This window comes from Sulfurovum sp. MH2-6 (assembly GCF_058374785.1).
In genome coordinates this window covers 1,516,157-1,533,356 of the sequence record NZ_CM178170.1, presented here as the reverse complement: position 1 = coordinate 1,533,356, position 17,200 = coordinate 1,516,157, and the positions used below count along the sequence as shown (strand labels likewise).

The window sequence follows — 17,200 nt, the reverse complement described above, 5'->3', positions numbered from 1 at the left end:
CTGAAAGGGCAAAGGGAGTGTATTAGTCAGCTAGTTCGTTTCGAACGATTTTGACCGCTTCCACCATATTTTTAAGGCTTGGTTTTACCTCTTCCCATTTTCTTGTTTTCAGACCGCAGTCAGGGTTGATCCATAGCTGCTCTTTCGGGAGTACTTCAAGCAGTAGTTTGATCTGTGTGACGATCTCTTCGACGCTCGGTACTCTCGGTGAGTGGATATCGTAGACTCCCGGTCCGACCTCTTGTTTGTAGCCGACCTCTTTGAAGATCTTCAGCAGCTCATTCCCGCTTCTTGCCGTCTCTATCGAGATGACATCCGCATCCATCGCTTCAATGGTTTTGATGATATCATTGAACTCACTGTAACACATATGGGTATGGATCTGTGTCTCTTTTCTGGCAGAGCTTACGCAGATCTTGAAGTCTCTGACTGCCCACTCCTCATAGCTCTTGATATTCTCTTCTCTGAGCGGGTATCCCTCTTTGAACGCCGCTTCATCCACCTGGATGATCCGGATCCCTGCATTTTGCAGGTCATCTATCTCATCACTCAACGCAACAGCGATCTGTTTGGAGACTTCGTCTCTCGGCTTGTCATCCCTTACAAATGACCAGTTGAGTATCGTTACCGGGCCTGTCAGCATCCCTTTCATCGGTTTCTCTGTTTTGCTCTGTGCATAGGTGGTCCAGCCTACGGTCATCGCTTCCGGTCTGCTGATATCCCCATAGATAAACGGCGGTTTGACACATCTGCTTCCATAGCTCTGTACCCAGCCGTTCTGACTGAAGCCGTACCCTTTGAGCTGCTCACCGAAGTACTCAACCATATCGTTTCTCTCCGGTTCACCGTGTACCAGGATCTCAAGGTCGCACTCCTCCTGGAAGGCTACACACTCATCGATATAGGCTTTCATCTGTGCCTCATACTCCTCTTTGGAGATGAGCCCGTTTTTAAACTCTCTTCTGGCTTTTCTCAGTTCGGGTGTCTGAGGGAATGATCCGATAGTTGTTGTCGCCAGTTCCTTGTAGCCCAAAATCTCTTTTTGGAGTTTGATTCTCTCTTCATAGGCTCCCTCTCTGCTGAGTCTCTTAAAGTCATCCACTCTCTTCTGTACGCTTTGATCGTGAATGCGTGTGGATGTCCTTCTGCTCTCATTGGCTTTTTTATTTTCTTCCAATGCGCTCTTCTCACTCTCATCCAGGCTCTCTTCACCCTTGAAGAAGAGTTTTGAGATGAGTGATACTTCATCCAGCTTCTCTACGGCATAGCTCAACCAGTTCTTGATCTCTGCATCCATCTTCTCTTCATACTTCAGTGTAAAAGGCGTATGCAGAAGAGAACATGATGATGAGATGATAATATTCTCTTTGGAGACCACCTTGGCAATATTTTCCAACAGTCCTAAAGTTGTCTGGATATCGTTTTTCCAGATATTTCTACCATCTACGACTCCGGCGATCAGTTGTTTACCGCTGTTGGCGATAAGCTCCAGCGATTCGCTGTTTTTCGCTCCATGGAGGAAATCAAGCCCGATTCCCCAAACCGGTGTATTGACCAATACTTTTGTCGCTTCATTGGAGTGCTCAAAGTAGGTGGTCACGATAATATCGATATTCTCCGATACTGCTGCCAAACGGTCATAGGTAGGTTTGATGAGACTAAGGACTTTAGGTTCATTGTCTTTGACAAAAATAGGCTCATCGATCTGCAGGGTGACCCTGTCATCCAGTGTTGCAATCTCTTGTAAAAGTGCCTCATAGATCGGCAAGATCTTGGCGTGAAGCTCATAGGTATCACCTCTGTCCACTCGCTTTGAGAGACCTAAAAATGTGAGAGGTCCGATAAGGTTGATCTTTGTTTTAATCCCCTGGGCCTTTGCCTCATTATACTCATTGATGATTTTTGCAGCGTTCAAGCGGTATTCGTCTTCCAGGCTGAGTTCAGGAACGATATAGTGGTAGTTGGTGTTGAACCACTTGGTCATCTCCATCGCGACACTCTCTTTGTTCCCTCGCGCCATAGCAAAGTAAAGTGTTTCATCTTTTAATGCCTGGAATCTTTTCGGGATGGCATTCAGCATCACCGCCGTATCCAGCATCGTATCATAGAGGCTGAAGTCATTCGAACTGATAAAGTTTATCCCCGCCTCTTTCTGGTAGTTCCAGTGTCTGCTTTTCAGCTCACTAGCTACTTCTTCTACCGTATCAAATGAGCAATTACCTGCCCAGAAACTCTCCAACGATTTTTTTAACTCTCTCTGTTCTCCAATTCTTGGAAATCCTACAATATAGCTTTTTGTAGACATTACTTTATCCTTTGATATTTGTATATAGTGTGTTGATCTTGATTTGTGTGTTTGTTATGGATTGGACCCAAATCCGTAAATAGAAAAAAGCATTAGCCACAATCATTGCACTCATGGGCTTCAAGTAAAATCATCGTTGAACCTACGGGTGCAACTCATATTTTGCTTAAACCTCTTAATTACAAGCACTGCAGCTACTGCAGATTTTCTATTTCCAGATTTGGGTTAAAGTGTAATGTGAGGAGGGTGTACACCGGTTCTTCTAAATGCAAACCATGTAGTATAGTAGGGGCATCTGGGAATGAAATGGTTGATTTTTAAAATGATTCTGGTTCTTAGTCTGTAATAACAGTTGCAGTGGCAAGGCTTGGCATTTAAGGTGCGCAAGCATGCCAAAAGATCTGAAGGAGGATCGTTCTCATCGATCTCTTCCTCTTCTTTTGAGACTCTTTTGCCAAAGAGGGAAACAGCCTGAACGGTTTGGTTTTGCAGCTCTTTTTGAACACTGTAAGCCAAAATGGAAGCCAGTGTAAAATATCTTTTTCCAAAACCTTTAGGCGGTTGCACATTTTCCCTTTCTAGATTTATTTTCGAAATTATAGCAAAAATTTACTATAAAAATAGTTTAGAATGGAAAGTATTATTTTGATGATCATTTTGATCATCAGGTATGAATATGACAATTTGACACATTTTTACCCGCATATTTGAAAAGCATATAAAATACAAAATCAGCAGAGTATCTACTAAAACCGACAAAGCAAAACTATGCTACTCTAATAGATATTAAAACGATGGAGCGTCATACCTTGGAAAGATTGGCACAGATAAAAACCGCAGGCTTTATACTTAAACCTGACTCCCCTGAGATCAAACCGTTGTATGAAGAGATCAAAAGAGAGTTCGAGGATAAGGGGATCCGTGTGCTTTTGTCACAACACTCCGCAGAGATGATCGGTTGCAAGGGAATAACCTTTGATGAGATGTGCAAGACTTCGGATTTTTTGGTTTCCCTGGGGGGTGACGGTACGCTGTTGTCCCTGGTAAGAAGAAGCTATGAGTACCGTAAACCGGTGTTGGGGATCAATGCCGGCAATCTCGGTTTTTTGGCGGATATTACGATCGAAGAGGTAGAGGAGTTCCTTGAACAGTTGCTTGCAGGGGAGTACCGTGTTGATGAGCGTATGATGATCGAGGGGTATATCCGTAAATCTTCCGGAGAACAGAAGAAGTTTTTTGCCTTCAATGATGTGGTCATCAGCCGTCCTGTGATCTCGAAAATGGCACAGATCAATGCGGCGATCGACGGAGAGATGTTCAACAGCTATAAAGGGGATGGGTTGATCGTTGCAACACCTACGGGATCAACCGCTTATAACCTGGCTTCGGGCGGTCCGGTGATGTACCCTCTGACTGAGGCGTTTATCCTGACACCGATCATGGCACACTCCCTGACGCAGCGTCCGCTTGTGGTACCGGCCGATTTTACACTGGAGCTCAGCTCCCCGGATGAAAAGGTGATCGCTATGATCGACGGGCAGGATGCCTATGAGATATTTGAGGGTGATGTACTTGTCATCAAAGGAGCCAAGAGAGGTGCAAGACTGCTTCATAGAAAAGAGAGAAACTACTTCTCTGTACTGCGTGAAAAACTTTCGTGGGGAGATAAACATTGATCGAACGTCTGTATCTTCGTGAACTTGTCACATTTTCCGAAGCTGAAGTGGAGTTTGAAAAGGGACTGGTCGTCTTTACCGGGCCCAGCGGTGCCGGGAAGTCTGTACTGATGTCAGCTATACTCGCAAGTTTCGGACACAGCACACCCGGTGCAGCAGCTTTGTGTGAAGTCAATCTTGCAAAACCGCTGAAACTGGAGTCCGAAGCCTACAGCCTTGAGGAAGAGGTGACGATCAAGACAGTGAAAAAAGAGAAGGTACGTCACTATATCGACGGGCAGAATATTTCCAAAAAAGCGTTGGGAGAGCTCTTCGCTCCTTATGTACAGTATCTGAGTGTAAGGGACAAAGGGGGATTTGAGTCCGAGAAGCTTTTGGCAATGATCGAGAGTTCACTGCTTGCTCAAGACAAACGCTATAAAAAGCTTTCAAAAGAGTATAAGAAACGCTACGCAACCTATAAAAATCAGCTCCTTAAACTCAATAAGATTAGAGAAGATGAAGCCAAGCTTACCGAACTGATAGAGTTTGCCCGGTATGAAGTTGAAAAGATTGAGAAGATCGATCCGAAAGTGCGAGAGGATGAGGAGCTGATGCAGGTAAAGCATCAGCTTTCCCGTATAGACAAGATCAAAGAGGTGATGCAGCATGCCACGGCGATCTTTGATGCCGAATCAAGCGTGCAGGAGGTCTACAGGCTTTTGGATAAGGATGCCTCGGTTTTCACCGATGCACTGAACCAGGTACGTGCGGATTTTGAAGAGACCGAGTCTCTGGCTGAAGAACTTGAAGAGATGGATGTGGAGCAGATACTTGACAGGCTTTCAGACCTGACGGCACTCAAAAACCGTTATGGTTCGGTTGAAGAGGCACTGCGCTATAAAGAGGAGAAGAAAAAAGAACTTACCGGCTATGAGAACATCGAACAGGATAAGAGTATGCTGGAGAACTTTATCCGGATGGAGGCAGGCGAGTTAAATATCCTGGCACAACAGCTTTCCCGCTATCGTCAAAAAGAGGCCGTAGAGATCGAGCGAAAGTTATCGGACTATCTTGCCGCACTTAAACTGCCTGCGCTCGCTTTTACTTTTACAGCCAAACCTTTTGATGAGTCCGGAAGTGATATCTGTGATGTTCTGCTTGGCGGTTCCCGTGCGGATACGCTGAGCGGTGGTGAGTTTAACCGTGTGCGTTTGGCATTGATGGCCTCCACGATCGGCAAGGAGAACAGGGGAGGTGTACTGATACTCGATGAGATCGATGCGAATGTGAGCGGTGATGAGTCTATCGCGATTGCAGAGATGATCGCTCAGCTCTCCAAAGTGTATCAGATCTTTGCGATCTCCCACCAACCGCATCTCTCTGCCAAGGCGGATCAACATTTGGTGGTCAATAAAGCGGCACAAAAGAGTGAAGTAAGATCTCTTGATGACAAAGAGAGGATAGATGAGATCGCCCGGATCATAGCCGGCGAAAACCCTACGTCCCAGGCCCTGGAGTTTGCAAAAAAACTTAGAAACTGAATGGATAGATTTCATTTATAGCGCAGAATAGCATGAAGTCTCAGTAATACAGCATAAAATCCCAGAGTTGGTATATAATAGTAATTATGCTGAGATTAAATCAATTAAAGCTCTGGAGCTTTTTACAGACCCATTTATCTGAAGAGATCAATAAAAAACTGCTTGATCAGCTTTATCTCTACGCAAAAAAAAGTATGCCGGCACTTTTGGTACTGACGGGTATAGTGACGTTTTTTATGTCGGATTGTGTACCTGGGTATCTCCTCTATCCCTGGTTTTTCGCCTCTCTGGGCATCATCTCGAACAGGATCTATGACACCTACTATTATCTGAAACATGACTGTAGCAGCAAACAGTACACAAAATGGTATAACAGGTTCGCCTATAAAGCATTTTTTACCGCCTTCTTATGGGGAAGTGCACCTCTGATTTTTTTACCCTATACGGAGAGTCCATCTCTCTATCTCTTTACCTCTATGCTGATACTCGGTTTGAGTGGCGGGGCGATGAATTCACTTTCGCCGGATCGGCGTATCGCGACGATCTATCTGATGATTTTACTGCTGCCGTTAGGTTTTTATTTCCTTTTTCAGGGTACGGGGATCGGTACAGTCAGTTTCTTTCTTATTGTATTGTACCTGGTGATACTTTTCAGCGTCAATCAAAATGCCAGTATCAGTCTGATAGAGACCTATCAGAAAGAAGAAGATCTTACCCAGGCAAAAAAAGCCCTTTTTAGCAAACAGGATGAACTCAACAGTCTTTTTCAGCAGACGCCGATCGGTGGATTTTATTTTGATCTTGATCTGCGTATTGTAGACTGCAATGCCGCACTCTTGAAGATGTTAAACTCTACTTCGGAGGAGTTAATCGGTTTTGATCTCAATAGCATGAAAGATAAACGGCCGCTAGAAGTGATAAAAAAGTCTTTAATAGACGGTGTACAGGTATATCACGGTCCCTATATCTCTTTAAAGGGGATTGAGTTATGGATTGAAGCCAAGTGCTCTCCTTTGATGAACAATGAGGGAGAACTGATAGGAGGGATCGTACTGCTTGAAAATAAAACCAAAGAGAAAGCAGCCAATGATGAGCTCCAGTATATGGCCAGGCATGATGAGCTTACCTCACTTCATAACAGAAGGAGTTTTAAAGAGTATATGTTCTCTCTGGCCAATGAAACGCTGCACAAGACGCACTACTCGATACTTTTCTATCTTGATCTCAACCAGTTCAAACAGATCAATGACTCTTTGGGACATGGGGTAGGTGATCAGTTGCTTATATTGGTCTCTCACCGCTTGAAAGCGCTTGCCGGGGCAGAGAACTTTCTCAGCAGACTGGGGGGAGATGAGTTTACGATGATTATCCCGTTTTGTGCTACCACCGATGAAGAAGCACATCAGGTTTCAGAGCGCTTTGCCGAGAAGATACAAAAGCTTTTTACCGATGCATTTATGATCAATGAGCTGCACCTCTCTATAAAAAGCAGTATAGGCATTGTGATCATCGAACCCGGGACAACCAATATCGAGGAGTTGATACGTTATGCGGACATCTCGATGTACCAGGCAAAACGGGAAGGAAGCAAAGGCTTCTCCTACTACAACTCTGAACTGGATGATCAGAGAAAAGCACTTTTTCAGTTACAGCATGAGCTTAACCAGGCGATAGCCAATGGGGAGTTTCAGCTCTACTATCAGCCTATCGTCAATATCAGAGATAATACACTCAGGGCAACGGAAGCACTGCTCAGATGGAATCATCCGAGCAATGTACAGATGGCACCTTCTACCTTCATTGACCTGGCTATAGAGTCCGGACTGATCGACGATATCGGATGGTGGGTGATAGAACATGTCTGTCAGCAGATTTCAGAGTGGAAACAGCAGGGTAAATATCACCTGAAATATGTATCGATCAACGTCAATGCGAAACAGCTTCAACGATACGGGTTTATTGAAAGGTTCTTTGAAGTGCTCGATCAATACCGTATCAAACCGAACGAGATCAAACTGGAGATCACTGAGAGGTCTTTGATCGATAACTTTCAACAGACAAATGACGTGATCAGAGAACTGCAGGATCAAGGTGTCAAGTGTGCAATCGACGATTTTGGTACCGGCTACTCCTCTCTCTCTTATCTCCAGCGACTTTCATTTTCTGTACTCAAGATAGACAGGGAGTTTATCCAGGATATTCTGATCAACCGGGAGGATAGGTTTTTGGTAGAGAGTATTATCATGATTGCCAAAAGATTTGGTTATCACATTGTGGTAGAGGGGATAGAGACGGAAGAGCAAAAAGAGCTTATTCAAAAGATGGATCCGACAATAAGCTATCAGGGCTACCTTTTCTCTCCGCCGCTTTCTGCTGAGACATTGGAAGAAAATTTTTTGAATCTTATCAAAGAAAAATGAGATGTTGGTTTTATATGTGACAGGTAAAGCAGGGGTTTAACGGCAGCTATGCATTATGCATACTGCTCTTTTAGTTTTTGGGTATAGGTTTCAAGACACGCATAGTAGCTTTTGACAACGTCTACATCTTTACCCTCTTTTAGGTAGGTATTGAAATCAGTCAAGAGATCTGCCACCCCACCGATCCCAAGATTCGTTGCTGAACCTTTGACAGAGTGGGTAAGCTGTTCAAGTGCATGAAAGTTACCTGCCTCTACCTCTTTTGCTATTAGAGGAAGATGGCTATCGAGTTGAGAGATCAGTTCACCGACAAACTCCTTGGCATCTTCATCAGAGAGCCCCAGGCTTTCAACCGTACGAGAGTGGTCAAACGGAGGATAGTTACATGCAGGTAACTCTTTTTCCGGTACCTCTTCTTCTGCTTCCTCTTTCACAATGACCGGTTCGGGCTTGGCAGTCACTTCTTCTGTGACAACGGCTTTCTCCTCTACCGGCTCAGGTTTAGGTTTGGGTTCAGATTTGGATTTGGATTCCGCTTTCGGTTTAGGTTCTTCTTCTTTTTTTACTGTTTTAACCGGGCCAACCCTTGAAGGGGCTGACTCTTTTCTCTGTTTGCGTTTTTCTTCTCTCTCTTTTTTATACTTCTGTGCACTCTTATATTCGAAATAGATTACCCCTCCAATCCCTAATACGATTATAATCAATAAAACAGTTCCAAACATTGTTAACTCCATTTATTGTATATTCTTATACTATACTTTTTAATATTAACTTAAGGTTAAATAGTGAGCTAAGGCATATGAAGCAGAGAACCTCTGCTCACTCTGTAACGATTAGGGGGATTCATAGGCAAGGGCTTGTAGATCAGGCGTGGCAGTTGCAGAGAAATCGTGTAAATCTACCATCAATGGAAATGGGTGCTAAGTAACCAATATGTATAATAAAGATCAATTGGGGGAGAATAAAGTGATATCAGAAAGTTGGCAGAGACTCTAAAGAAAAAAAAGATTACGGGAGTGAAGATTGAACTGCAGTGATATGAGATAGGGTTGTCTGATTGAATATGAGAGGGGGAAGAAAAATGAAACAAAACTCTAGAGCGGAAGCAAAAGATACCAAACCATTCGTTGAGAGGGTTGAAAGGGGAAGGTATGTTGTGGCCAAATAATGTCGAATGGAGTGCTATGACAGAGAGGGTCATAGAGGTAGAGGGTGAGAGGTATCTATTGAGTCAGATACCGTGCGGAATACTCAAAGTCCCATCAGGCAAGCTTGTCTGTTGTGATCCTTTTAGCGACATGCAAAAAAAAGAGAATCCCTATGTTCCGGTTCCCATAGGAGAGTTCAGAGTGGTTGTGACCGTGGCGGACGTGAGTTCAAAACTGGACGGCAGTCACTACCGTGAAGCCTATGCCTCTATCATCTTCGATGAAAATGCCCAGGAGGTACGTCGAAAACTTCTTTCACCTACGATAGATGGGCAGGCAAGCAGCGAAGTCTTAAAAGAGGGTGAGTTCATCGGTTTTCCCGTGGATGCCGGAACGGCATGTTTTGTTGACGCAGAGTCACTTCTGGAAGGGATGCCGGAGGAAGAGAAGTGGTTTGATGAGCTGTTCGATTGTGCTGAAGAGAAGTGTTGGTTTGAGCTGATGGACAACCCTGATCATATACGTGAGGGGATAGCCAATATCGAACTACCGTTGAGTAGTCAGAAGAACAATCTTATACTATTTCATTCGGGATGGGGCGATGGTATATACCCTGTGATAGGCGGATATGATGCTTCAGGAGAGTTGATCGCTGTACATATAGACTTTTTTGTGATTCCTGATCCAAATCTGCAAGAAGAGGAATCGGTTGATAAGAAAGGCGATGATAAGCTTTGGTGGAAGTTTTGGTAGAGGGTGTCTCAAAATGATCAAAGAAGATGAAGAGATTCAAAAGATGTTTAAAAAGGTGGAAAAAGCATGAGATTTGAGATTAGACCGTATGAAGGTGCAGGGAAGCTGCATTTCGGGATGAGAGCATTGGAGGTCAAGGCACTCTTGGGAGAGGCATCGGATAGCTTTTTCAAAATTCCCTCGGATATCCTGGCCAGCGAGCAGTATGAAACAGAAAATCTGTTTATCTACTACAAAGAACCGGGCAATGTCGAAGCGATAGAGTTTTACCCACCGGCAAAGGTCTTTTTAGAAAGCAGAGAGCTGTTTTCACTCTCCTGTGAGGAACTGAGAAGATTGCTTTTAAAGCTGGATCCGGATCTTGAAGTAGAGGTTGACTCCTTGACATCCTATCGATTGGGGATAGGGGCCTATACCCCTAACGCAGAGGAGGATAGCACGCTGCCGGCTGAGAGTATCATCGCTTTTGAGAAGGGATATTATGAGGAAGAGTGAAGCGGAAGTGTTATTTAAAGAAGGAGGGATATGATGGATGAGATAGAACTGTATGAAGCATTGACAAACCAATGGCAAAAAGAGATGATATCTATATTGCAGAATACGCTGAAAAAGTATAAAGTTGATGATGCATTAGCCAAAGAGATCGTTGGTGACTTTACTTTTGATTTTGCGATGCTGCACGATCAATATGAGATTCACGTTGATGGACAAGACTTTAATCCAAGGATAGGATTTGATGATTTTGATGGCAATATCTTGATCAGTGAAGATGATAGTTTTCTTCATGAATATGCCTATGAAAATACACAGAACGCATATAAAAAATGAAAAAATTTTTAGTTGTTATATTGTTAGGAGTACTGCCTATGAGTTTATTTGCCAAAAAGAGTCCTGAAGATATATTTTGGAAGTGGTTTTCAGAAAATGAATCAAAGTATTTTGAACTTGAAAAAGATCAAGAAAATCTACTCTCCCAACTCTCTTCAAAACTCACGAAGTATCAAGATGGTGCGACTTACGAGATATCTACAAAAGATAAAGGCATAAGAGAGCTCATTATCAGTGCGGACGGACTGAAGGAGATTTTTCCTGTAGTGGAACAGCTTGTCTCTTCTGCCCCTAAGCTGGATCGATGGAAAGTGATCGCATTTCGACCTAGACAGGCGGATTATATGGGGTTCATATTAAACTATAGTGGTGAAGATTTCGATCCGAAGAAACTGTGGTTCTACTACCGTATAGAGGATGGTTATTTTGACCTGTTGCTGTACCATCCGACCTATACGGAAGAGAAGAGAAATCTATATATCGGGGCATTTTATATTTTACTAGACAGTGCACTTGGTGAGTATGATGTAACGATGAACCTCAGGTACATAGATCATGCCAAACTCCCTGATGAGCCTAAAGAAGCCGGACTGACACCTTTTTCTGAGTTGAGAGAAGTTTTCGATACGTATAAAATGAACTATCCTGACAAGGTGCATTCAAGATGAGAAAGATGTTCAAACTCTTTACTATGATACTATTGACGAAATGAAGATGATGAATCAAAATAGAATGACAATTTTGGAAAATAGACATCAGCATATCCTTGAAAAGGTCGCTTCGATATTTTTTGATAAAGCAAGTGAGTACAAGGATAAAAAATCATATGAGAAAGCACTTGAAAATTATGAGATCGTTATAACGCGTTATCAAAGTTGTACCTATGAAAGCATCGAGCTCTATGTGATTCGATCTTATTTGCAAAAAGGACTGATTTACAGCGATCTAAAAAAACATCAAAGTGCGATAGACACATATAATGAGATGATTGAGAGATGTTATGAGCGTTCAAATGAGAAGCTGGATCTTTACTATGCGATTGCACTCTATAATAAGTCCAGAAGTCTGCATCGTCTTAAAAAGTATGATAAAGAGTTGTTTTACTGTGATCTACTGATCAATACGTTTGAAAGCTCAAAACGTAATGAATTACTGTACCGTGTTGCAAGAGCACTCTATAGTAAGGCATATACCTTGTTGATGCGCAAAGAGTATCTGCTGTCGATGGAAACCTATACAAAACTTATCAAAAGATTTAACGACTTTCCAAATGAACAAATCGAACTAAAAGTTTTGGAAGCGATCTATTCAAAAGGGTTTATCTTAAGTATACATTTACAACAAGATGAAAAAGCGATTGAGCTCTTTAACTATATGATCGATCACTATAAAGATACGCAAGATAATGATATGGAAGTACAAGTGGTGTATGCATTAGGTGGGAAAGCCTCAAGCCTAATTACTCTTGGCAGATATAACCAGGCACTCAAATTATGCTCGGAAAGTATCGATATGATAGAGAAAAAACATAATCTTGAAGATCAAAAAATAAGAATGCTGCTTGCAAACTTTATGTTAAACCAGGCAGCAGCTTTATCTCATCTGGATCAAGACAATAAAGCAGTTGAAATTTATACAAAATTATATGATAGGTTTCATAATGATGACAATCAGGAGATACAGGAAACTGTTGCAAAATCGATATTTAGCAAGGGGTTACTTCTAGCCAAAAAAAATGATGATGAATTGATGGTTGGAAAGTACAGTAGAGTCATTAAGGAAGCAGCAGAAAACAAACAAGGTATCATTCAAACGATAATCGGTGGGGAAAGCTACTCTTAGTACGTTCATGATTATTTTATCATTTCCGAGAAGCTGGCTAGTAAATTAAAGATGAAAAAGGGGAAGAAAAATGCATCAAAATAATAAACCCGATCCCAAAGATATTAAGCCGTTAGTTGTAGGCTTGGGTGCTTGTATTGCTACACATATGATCGTTGAAGAGGGGTATCCTGTAAGGTTCATGTACCGAGAGTATCCGGATAATGAATATGACAGCGGCTGGCGCTTTATGAGTGGATATGAAGATGATGCGTATATGGACAACCCTGACAACCATGCCATCTATGATGTCAATACGATCGCAAACTTTGATCTCAGTATTATCCCGTTTTTGAATGCACAAGTTGGGCTTGCGTTTGAGAAGGTTCCCGGTGCAGAAGAGTTTGAACTGGTGGAGGACTTTTAGTGTTGATAAGGAGGAGACCAATGATCAAATATATAACGTTAGCCTTTCTCTCAATAGTTTTAGCGTTCTTCTTTTTAAATAGCACGGAACAGATTGGTGAGAGTATCAAAACAGATTTAGCATATGGAACATTTGATCATATGATACTCGATGAAAAAGAGGCATATCTTATAAGAAATCATTGTACCGGGAAAGTGAAAGAAATAGAGTGTTCATTAAAAATAGCTAAAAGCTCTGTTATGAGCGGATATCAACATTGGAAAGAGGCTGACATTGATCTAAAAAGCACTATATATTCTCCTAGGGTATTTGACAATAACGAGTGTTTTTATATGGCAGTAGATTTTAATGATACCTATGGTGTATATAAGGTCTCTAAAGAGTCTGAAGATATAGAAAAACTAGTTAGTTTTAAAAAGAAGATCGAGTATTTTAGTTCAGATAATGCAAGCAATTATATTATCGTAGATAATTGGAATGAAGAAACTGCCAAAAGAGACAAATACGGCAGATCTGTATTTGATCAAAATGCAACGAATAGTATTTATGAGAATGTTATTGGTGAGAATAATTGGAAATATAAGGGTAAAATCAATAGACATAGTTGGTTTACTTTTGACCAAAACAACAATAAATATTTTTTGAAAAGAATAGGGCCATATGCTCAAAAAACTGAACTTCGTAAGAATTCATCTAATGATGTAATCAGCATAAAAATGACATCTATAAGTGCGCAAACCGTAGTGATTGAAACAGATACCTATTGGTTTTTAGGTAAAGAAAATGAAAAGACCATCTTAAAAAACTATAAAAATGGAAAATGGAGTGTAGTTCAACAATTTGGCAACAAAAAAGTCTTTCCTAGAAGATTGTACAAATACAAAGACCTTATTGTTGTGATCACTTCAGAAATTGATCAAGGTATGTTAGGAGGTTTCGGCGGTACGCGAGCTAAAATGTTTATCTCTTATGATAATGGTAAACAGTGGCAGGATTATGAACCTGTAGGTTTTTATCTAGGAGCATATGATTTTTATAAAGATAAAAGGTTTATGGCATTTACGGGGTTTGATGAAATTATGGTGATAGATTTTGATAAATTTAGATCAAATAAGGGGGAAGAGTAGATATGAGTGTTTGTCTTATAACCAATCTTGACAATGAGTATGAAAGTACCGGGGGTTTATATGCTATCAACAATCTTTAATTTGGGTCATAGTATCTCCATCGATCATGATGTGCAAAAAGCCATAGATACTTTTATCAAGGATGCCATACCTTACGCGTATAACGTAAAGTATAATGAGATTGAGAGCCTGGATAAGGTCTTGGCATTACCTGATGAAAAAGTAGGGCAGATCATTGTATATACTTACAATCTAGCAGCAAAAATTTCTCAAAATGAGAGTTACGTAAGTTACACACTGGAAGCATGCAACTATCTGATCAAACGATATGCAGGAAAAAAGGTCATCTTGGATGATGACTATCTGGTTGTGCTCTTGGAGAAAAAAGCAAAACACCACTTTATCCCTTCGAAGTCTATTTTACGTCTGGTAGAGCGAAAATATCAAGACAAAGTATTACCAAAGAAGATAACGTCTGCATTGAAATCTTTTAAAAAACTTCATCAAAACTTTTATACGGATGAGAAGGATGTTATCGCAAGGATTGAGCTCCTGCTTCATGGGCATCAGCCTCAAGAGAGAAAGATCAAAAAAGTTGATCTCTGGACTGCTACCTATTTGGAGAATATCGAAGCACAGAAACCCGAAATACAGAACCATTTCAATGCACTTTTGGATATGTCAAATGCGAGTAGTGCAAAACCCAGTAAAAAGTGGATGAAAGATTCCAGCGTAATTTTAGAGAAGATCGGCCAGGCAAGATACGTTGATTTCATGTTAAAGATACTCGGCAGCATCGGGGGGAAAGCCGATTTTGAGATCAGGGATACCAGCTATTATGGTCAAGTTTATACTCTGGATCCCAGAACTATAGTGACTGAATACAACCACTATCTTCGCAGTCTTATCTGGGCATGCGGTAGTATCGATGATAAAGCGTTGACCGCTGCACTGGGAGAAGCTGCGCAAATGTGCTTCAAAAAGATCCCAGGGCATGGACCTCTCTCTCCAAAAATAGGAAATGCCTCTCTTTTTTCCCTCTCATCAATTGCTACGGAGGATGCGATCTATGAGATCACCAGACTCTCCACACTCGTAAAGCATCCAAGTACTAAAAAACAGATCGAAAAAACACTTGAACACCTCTCTGAAAAGACGGGACTTAGTCAAGATGAACTTAACGAACGCTCTATCCCGGACTATGGCTTCAGTCCTGATAGGACTTTAACAAAACAAATCGGAGAGAGAACAACCATCCTAACACTCTCGGGTGTAGAAAAAGTGACGCAAACATGGTTAAAAGAAAATAATAAATCACAAAAAACTACACCAAAAGAGATCAAAGAGCAATACCCTGATGAGCTCAAAGCGCTGCGTACACTGATAAAGTCCATCAAAGAGACAACCAAGTCTGTGAAAAGTCTGCTGGAGAGACACTATGCCAAGCCACGAAGGCTTGAGCTTGATATATGGAAGCAGTACTACTATCAGCATCCTCTTGTATGGTCTGTGGCAAAACCGCTGATATGGTGTTTTGAAAAAAAAGACGGCAGTAGGGTAGAGGGTATCGAGAGGGATGAAGGATTTGTAGACGTAGATGGAAAACCCATAGCCTTAAAAGAGGTGACCCATGTAAGTTTGTGGCATCCTATAGAGAGTAGTACCGAAACGGTTAGAGAGTGGCGACAGTTTATCCTGCAAAACGCCATCCGGCAACCCTTCAAGCAGGCGCACCGGGAGGTCTATGTACTCACAGATGCAGAGATCGCGACGGAGACATACTCCAATAGATTTGCATCCCATATCTTAAAGCAACACCAGTTTAATGCATTGCTCTCTCAAAGAGGATGGCATTATACACTGCAAGGTGAATGGGATAGTTATAATACGCCTTACTTGGAGACTACCGTTGGGTATCGTGTGGAGTTTTGGGTGGAACCGATCATCGACAAAGCGTATGTCAATGAGATGGGTATCTATCTCTATCTGACGACAGACCAGGTGAAGTTTTACTCAAATGAAGAGGGCGAATATGTCAATTTAAGCGAGGTGCCCAAAAAGGTCTTTTCTGAAGTATTAAGAGATATAGATCTGTTTGTAAGTATCTGCAGCATCGGGAGTGATCCAAACTGGGTAGACTCAGGACCTGAGGCGCATGGTATGATGAATGATTATTGGAGCAGTTTTTCTTTTGGTGAGTTGAGTGAAAGTGCCAAAACAAGGAGAGAGCTTTTGGAGGATTTGATACCTATGCTTGCGATCGCCGATCAATGCTCTTTGAGTGATAGATTTTTGGTGGTGAAAGGGAAACTGAGAACCTATAAAATCCATATTGGATCAAGCAACATCCAGATGGAACCTGATAACCAATATCTCTGTATCGTTCAAGACCGTTCGATGGGGCTCAAGGGAGATAAAGTGATGCTGCCGTTTGAAGATGACAATATGTTGAGCCTCATACTGAGTAAAGCATTTTTACTCGCAAATGATGACAAGATAAAAGATAAAACCATACTCTCTCAGATAAGGAGCCGTTGATGAGTAACACAGTCGTAGTAAATGATAAACAACTTACCGGAAAGGTATATAGGCAAATCAAACTAGTCATAGATGAGAGTCAAATTACACTGAAGGATTTGATCATAGAGCGTGTTTTGCAAGAGACCACTAACCATAATACGCATTCACTGGAGAAGGTCTTTACCGGCCTTGTGAATCCTGCAGATGAAAGTGCCGGTATGGTTGATGCGGAAAAGCAAATATCTATAGCGCTTAAAGGGTTTCAGGAGAACAGGTTTTTTGTATTGGTCAACGATAGACAGATATCCAGCCTTGATGAGATGCTGAGCATTGACAATAAGACACGGGTTTCATTTATAAAACTAGTGCCTCTGATAGGGGGATGAGTCATAGACTATAATAGTTAGGTACTATTGGCAGCGGTTACCATTTATAGAGACCCTCAAAATAAAAATGCACAAAAGTTTAGACCAATACAACAAAGGATATTGAATAGATGTTAATAGACTAAAAACGAAATTACCTCAAGAAGCTTTTTGGTGTTTTTTTGGAAAGAGTGGTTTTAATATTGATAAGGTAGATGATTTCATCGGTGGTGAAGAGGGTGATGTCTTGTTCTCAAACCATCAATAAGATATAATTTACCATAAAC

General features: G+C 41.6%; 15 protein-coding genes. 12 read left to right on the top strand and 3 right to left on the bottom strand.

Translation table 11 applies throughout. From position 1 onward, the window contains the following. Window positions 1-22: 22 nt before the first annotated feature. Together metE and AC4JOV_RS07860 are read right to left on the bottom strand one after the other, a co-directional pair. Complete coding sequence (gene metE / locus AC4JOV_RS07865) at window positions 23-2,305, bottom strand: 5-methyltetrahydropteroyltriglutamate--homocysteine S-methyltransferase (RefSeq protein WP_229938130.1); 2,283 nt, start codon at window positions 2,303-2,305, stop codon at window positions 23-25. A gap of 225 nt (window positions 2,306-2,530) precedes the next feature. Further along, complete coding sequence (locus AC4JOV_RS07860) at window positions 2,531-2,872, bottom strand: hypothetical protein (protein ID WP_229938131.1); 342 nt, start codon at window positions 2,870-2,872, stop codon at window positions 2,531-2,533. A gap of 227 nt (window positions 2,873-3,099) precedes the next feature. Between AC4JOV_RS07860 and AC4JOV_RS07855 the strand changes: the two genes are divergently transcribed. The 3 genes from AC4JOV_RS07855 (at window position 3,100) to AC4JOV_RS07845 (ending at window position 7,924) form a co-directional block, all read left to right on the top strand. Next, window positions 3,100-3,981: an NAD(+)/NADH kinase gene (locus tag AC4JOV_RS07855; RefSeq protein ID WP_229938132.1), complete on the top strand. Its 882-nt coding sequence runs from the start codon at window positions 3,100-3,102 to the stop codon at window positions 3,979-3,981. Then, window positions 3,978-5,504, top strand: coding sequence for an AAA family ATPase (locus tag AC4JOV_RS07850; protein WP_229938133.1), 1,527 nt, complete (start codon window positions 3,978-3,980; stop codon window positions 5,502-5,504). Before AC4JOV_RS07855 ends, AC4JOV_RS07850 begins: the two co-directional genes overlap by 4 nt. An 86-nt stretch (window positions 5,505-5,590) precedes the next feature. Then, a complete protein-coding gene (locus tag AC4JOV_RS07845; RefSeq protein ID WP_229938134.1) occupies window positions 5,591-7,924 on the top strand; it encodes a putative bifunctional diguanylate cyclase/phosphodiesterase in 2,334 nt (777 codons plus the stop codon). A gap of 53 nt (window positions 7,925-7,977) precedes the next feature. Here AC4JOV_RS07845 and AC4JOV_RS07840 read toward each other — a convergent pair whose 3' ends face one another. Continuing rightward, window positions 7,978-8,646 (bottom strand): Hpt domain-containing protein, encoded by a 669-nt coding sequence (locus AC4JOV_RS07840; RefSeq protein WP_229938135.1) that lies wholly within the window; start codon window positions 8,644-8,646, stop codon window positions 7,978-7,980. 429 nt (window positions 8,647-9,075) lie between these two features. On the opposite strand from AC4JOV_RS07840, the gene AC4JOV_RS07835 reads away from it, so the two are divergent. The 9 genes from AC4JOV_RS07835 (at window position 9,076) to AC4JOV_RS07795 (ending at window position 16,934) form a co-directional block, all read left to right on the top strand. After that, entirely contained in the window at window positions 9,076-9,825 is a 750-nt protein-coding gene (locus tag AC4JOV_RS07835) for a DUF4241 domain-containing protein (RefSeq protein WP_229938136.1), read from the top strand. A 66-nt stretch (window positions 9,826-9,891) separates the two neighbouring features. Beyond that, on the top strand, window positions 9,892-10,320 hold the full coding sequence (locus tag AC4JOV_RS07830; protein ID WP_229938137.1) for a hypothetical protein: 429 nt from the start codon (window positions 9,892-9,894) through the stop codon (window positions 10,318-10,320). 30 nt (window positions 10,321-10,350) lie between these two features. After that, complete coding sequence (locus AC4JOV_RS07825) at window positions 10,351-10,653, top strand: hypothetical protein (RefSeq protein WP_229938138.1); 303 nt, start codon at window positions 10,351-10,353, stop codon at window positions 10,651-10,653. 38 nt (window positions 10,654-10,691) lie between these two features. Continuing rightward, window positions 10,692-11,321 (top strand): hypothetical protein, encoded by a 630-nt coding sequence (locus AC4JOV_RS07820; RefSeq protein WP_229938139.1) that lies wholly within the window; start codon window positions 10,692-10,694, stop codon window positions 11,319-11,321. Between the two features lie 73 nt (window positions 11,322-11,394). Beyond that, window positions 11,395-12,495: a tetratricopeptide repeat protein gene (locus tag AC4JOV_RS07815; protein ID WP_491522131.1), complete on the top strand. Its 1,101-nt coding sequence runs from the start codon at window positions 11,395-11,397 to the stop codon at window positions 12,493-12,495. A gap of 70 nt (window positions 12,496-12,565) precedes the next feature. Continuing rightward, entirely contained in the window at window positions 12,566-12,901 is a 336-nt protein-coding gene (locus AC4JOV_RS07810; protein ID WP_229938141.1) for a DUF2185 domain-containing protein, read from the top strand. A gap of 20 nt (window positions 12,902-12,921) precedes the next feature. Beyond that, a complete protein-coding gene (locus AC4JOV_RS07805) occupies window positions 12,922-14,028 on the top strand; it encodes a hypothetical protein (protein ID WP_229938142.1) in 1,107 nt (368 codons plus the stop codon). A gap of 81 nt (window positions 14,029-14,109) precedes the next feature. Next, complete coding sequence (locus AC4JOV_RS07800) at window positions 14,110-16,566, top strand: DUF4132 domain-containing protein (protein WP_491522130.1); 2,457 nt, start codon at window positions 14,110-14,112, stop codon at window positions 16,564-16,566. Continuing rightward, a complete protein-coding gene (locus tag AC4JOV_RS07795) occupies window positions 16,566-16,934 on the top strand; it encodes a hypothetical protein (RefSeq protein ID WP_229938144.1) in 369 nt (122 codons plus the stop codon). Before AC4JOV_RS07800 ends, AC4JOV_RS07795 begins: the two co-directional genes overlap by 1 nt. Window positions 16,935-17,200: the final 266 nt, after the last annotated feature.

Coding starts and splice junctions, on each gene's coding strand:
- metE (WP_229938130.1), bottom strand. CDS start 2,305: ATGTCTACAAAAAGCTATATTGTAGGATTTCCAAGAATTGGAGAACAG.
- AC4JOV_RS07855 (WP_229938132.1), top strand. CDS start 3,100: ATGGAGCGTCATACCTTGGAAAGATTGGCACAGATAAAAACCGCAGGC.
- AC4JOV_RS07845 (WP_229938134.1), top strand. CDS start 5,591: ATGCTGAGATTAAATCAATTAAAGCTCTGGAGCTTTTTACAGACCCAT.
- AC4JOV_RS07840 (WP_229938135.1), bottom strand. CDS start 8,646: ATGTTTGGAACTGTTTTATTGATTATAATCGTATTAGGGATTGGAGGG.
- AC4JOV_RS07835 (WP_229938136.1), top strand. CDS start 9,076: ATGTTGTGGCCAAATAATGTCGAATGGAGTGCTATGACAGAGAGGGTC.
- AC4JOV_RS07830 (WP_229938137.1), top strand. CDS start 9,892: ATGAGATTTGAGATTAGACCGTATGAAGGTGCAGGGAAGCTGCATTTC.
- AC4JOV_RS07825 (WP_229938138.1), top strand. CDS start 10,351: ATGATGGATGAGATAGAACTGTATGAAGCATTGACAAACCAATGGCAA.
- AC4JOV_RS07820 (WP_229938139.1), top strand. CDS start 10,692: ATGAGTTTATTTGCCAAAAAGAGTCCTGAAGATATATTTTGGAAGTGG.
- AC4JOV_RS07810 (WP_229938141.1), top strand. CDS start 12,566: ATGCATCAAAATAATAAACCCGATCCCAAAGATATTAAGCCGTTAGTT.
- AC4JOV_RS07805 (WP_229938142.1), top strand. CDS start 12,922: ATGATCAAATATATAACGTTAGCCTTTCTCTCAATAGTTTTAGCGTTC.
- AC4JOV_RS07795 (WP_229938144.1), top strand. CDS start 16,566: ATGAGTAACACAGTCGTAGTAAATGATAAACAACTTACCGGAAAGGTA.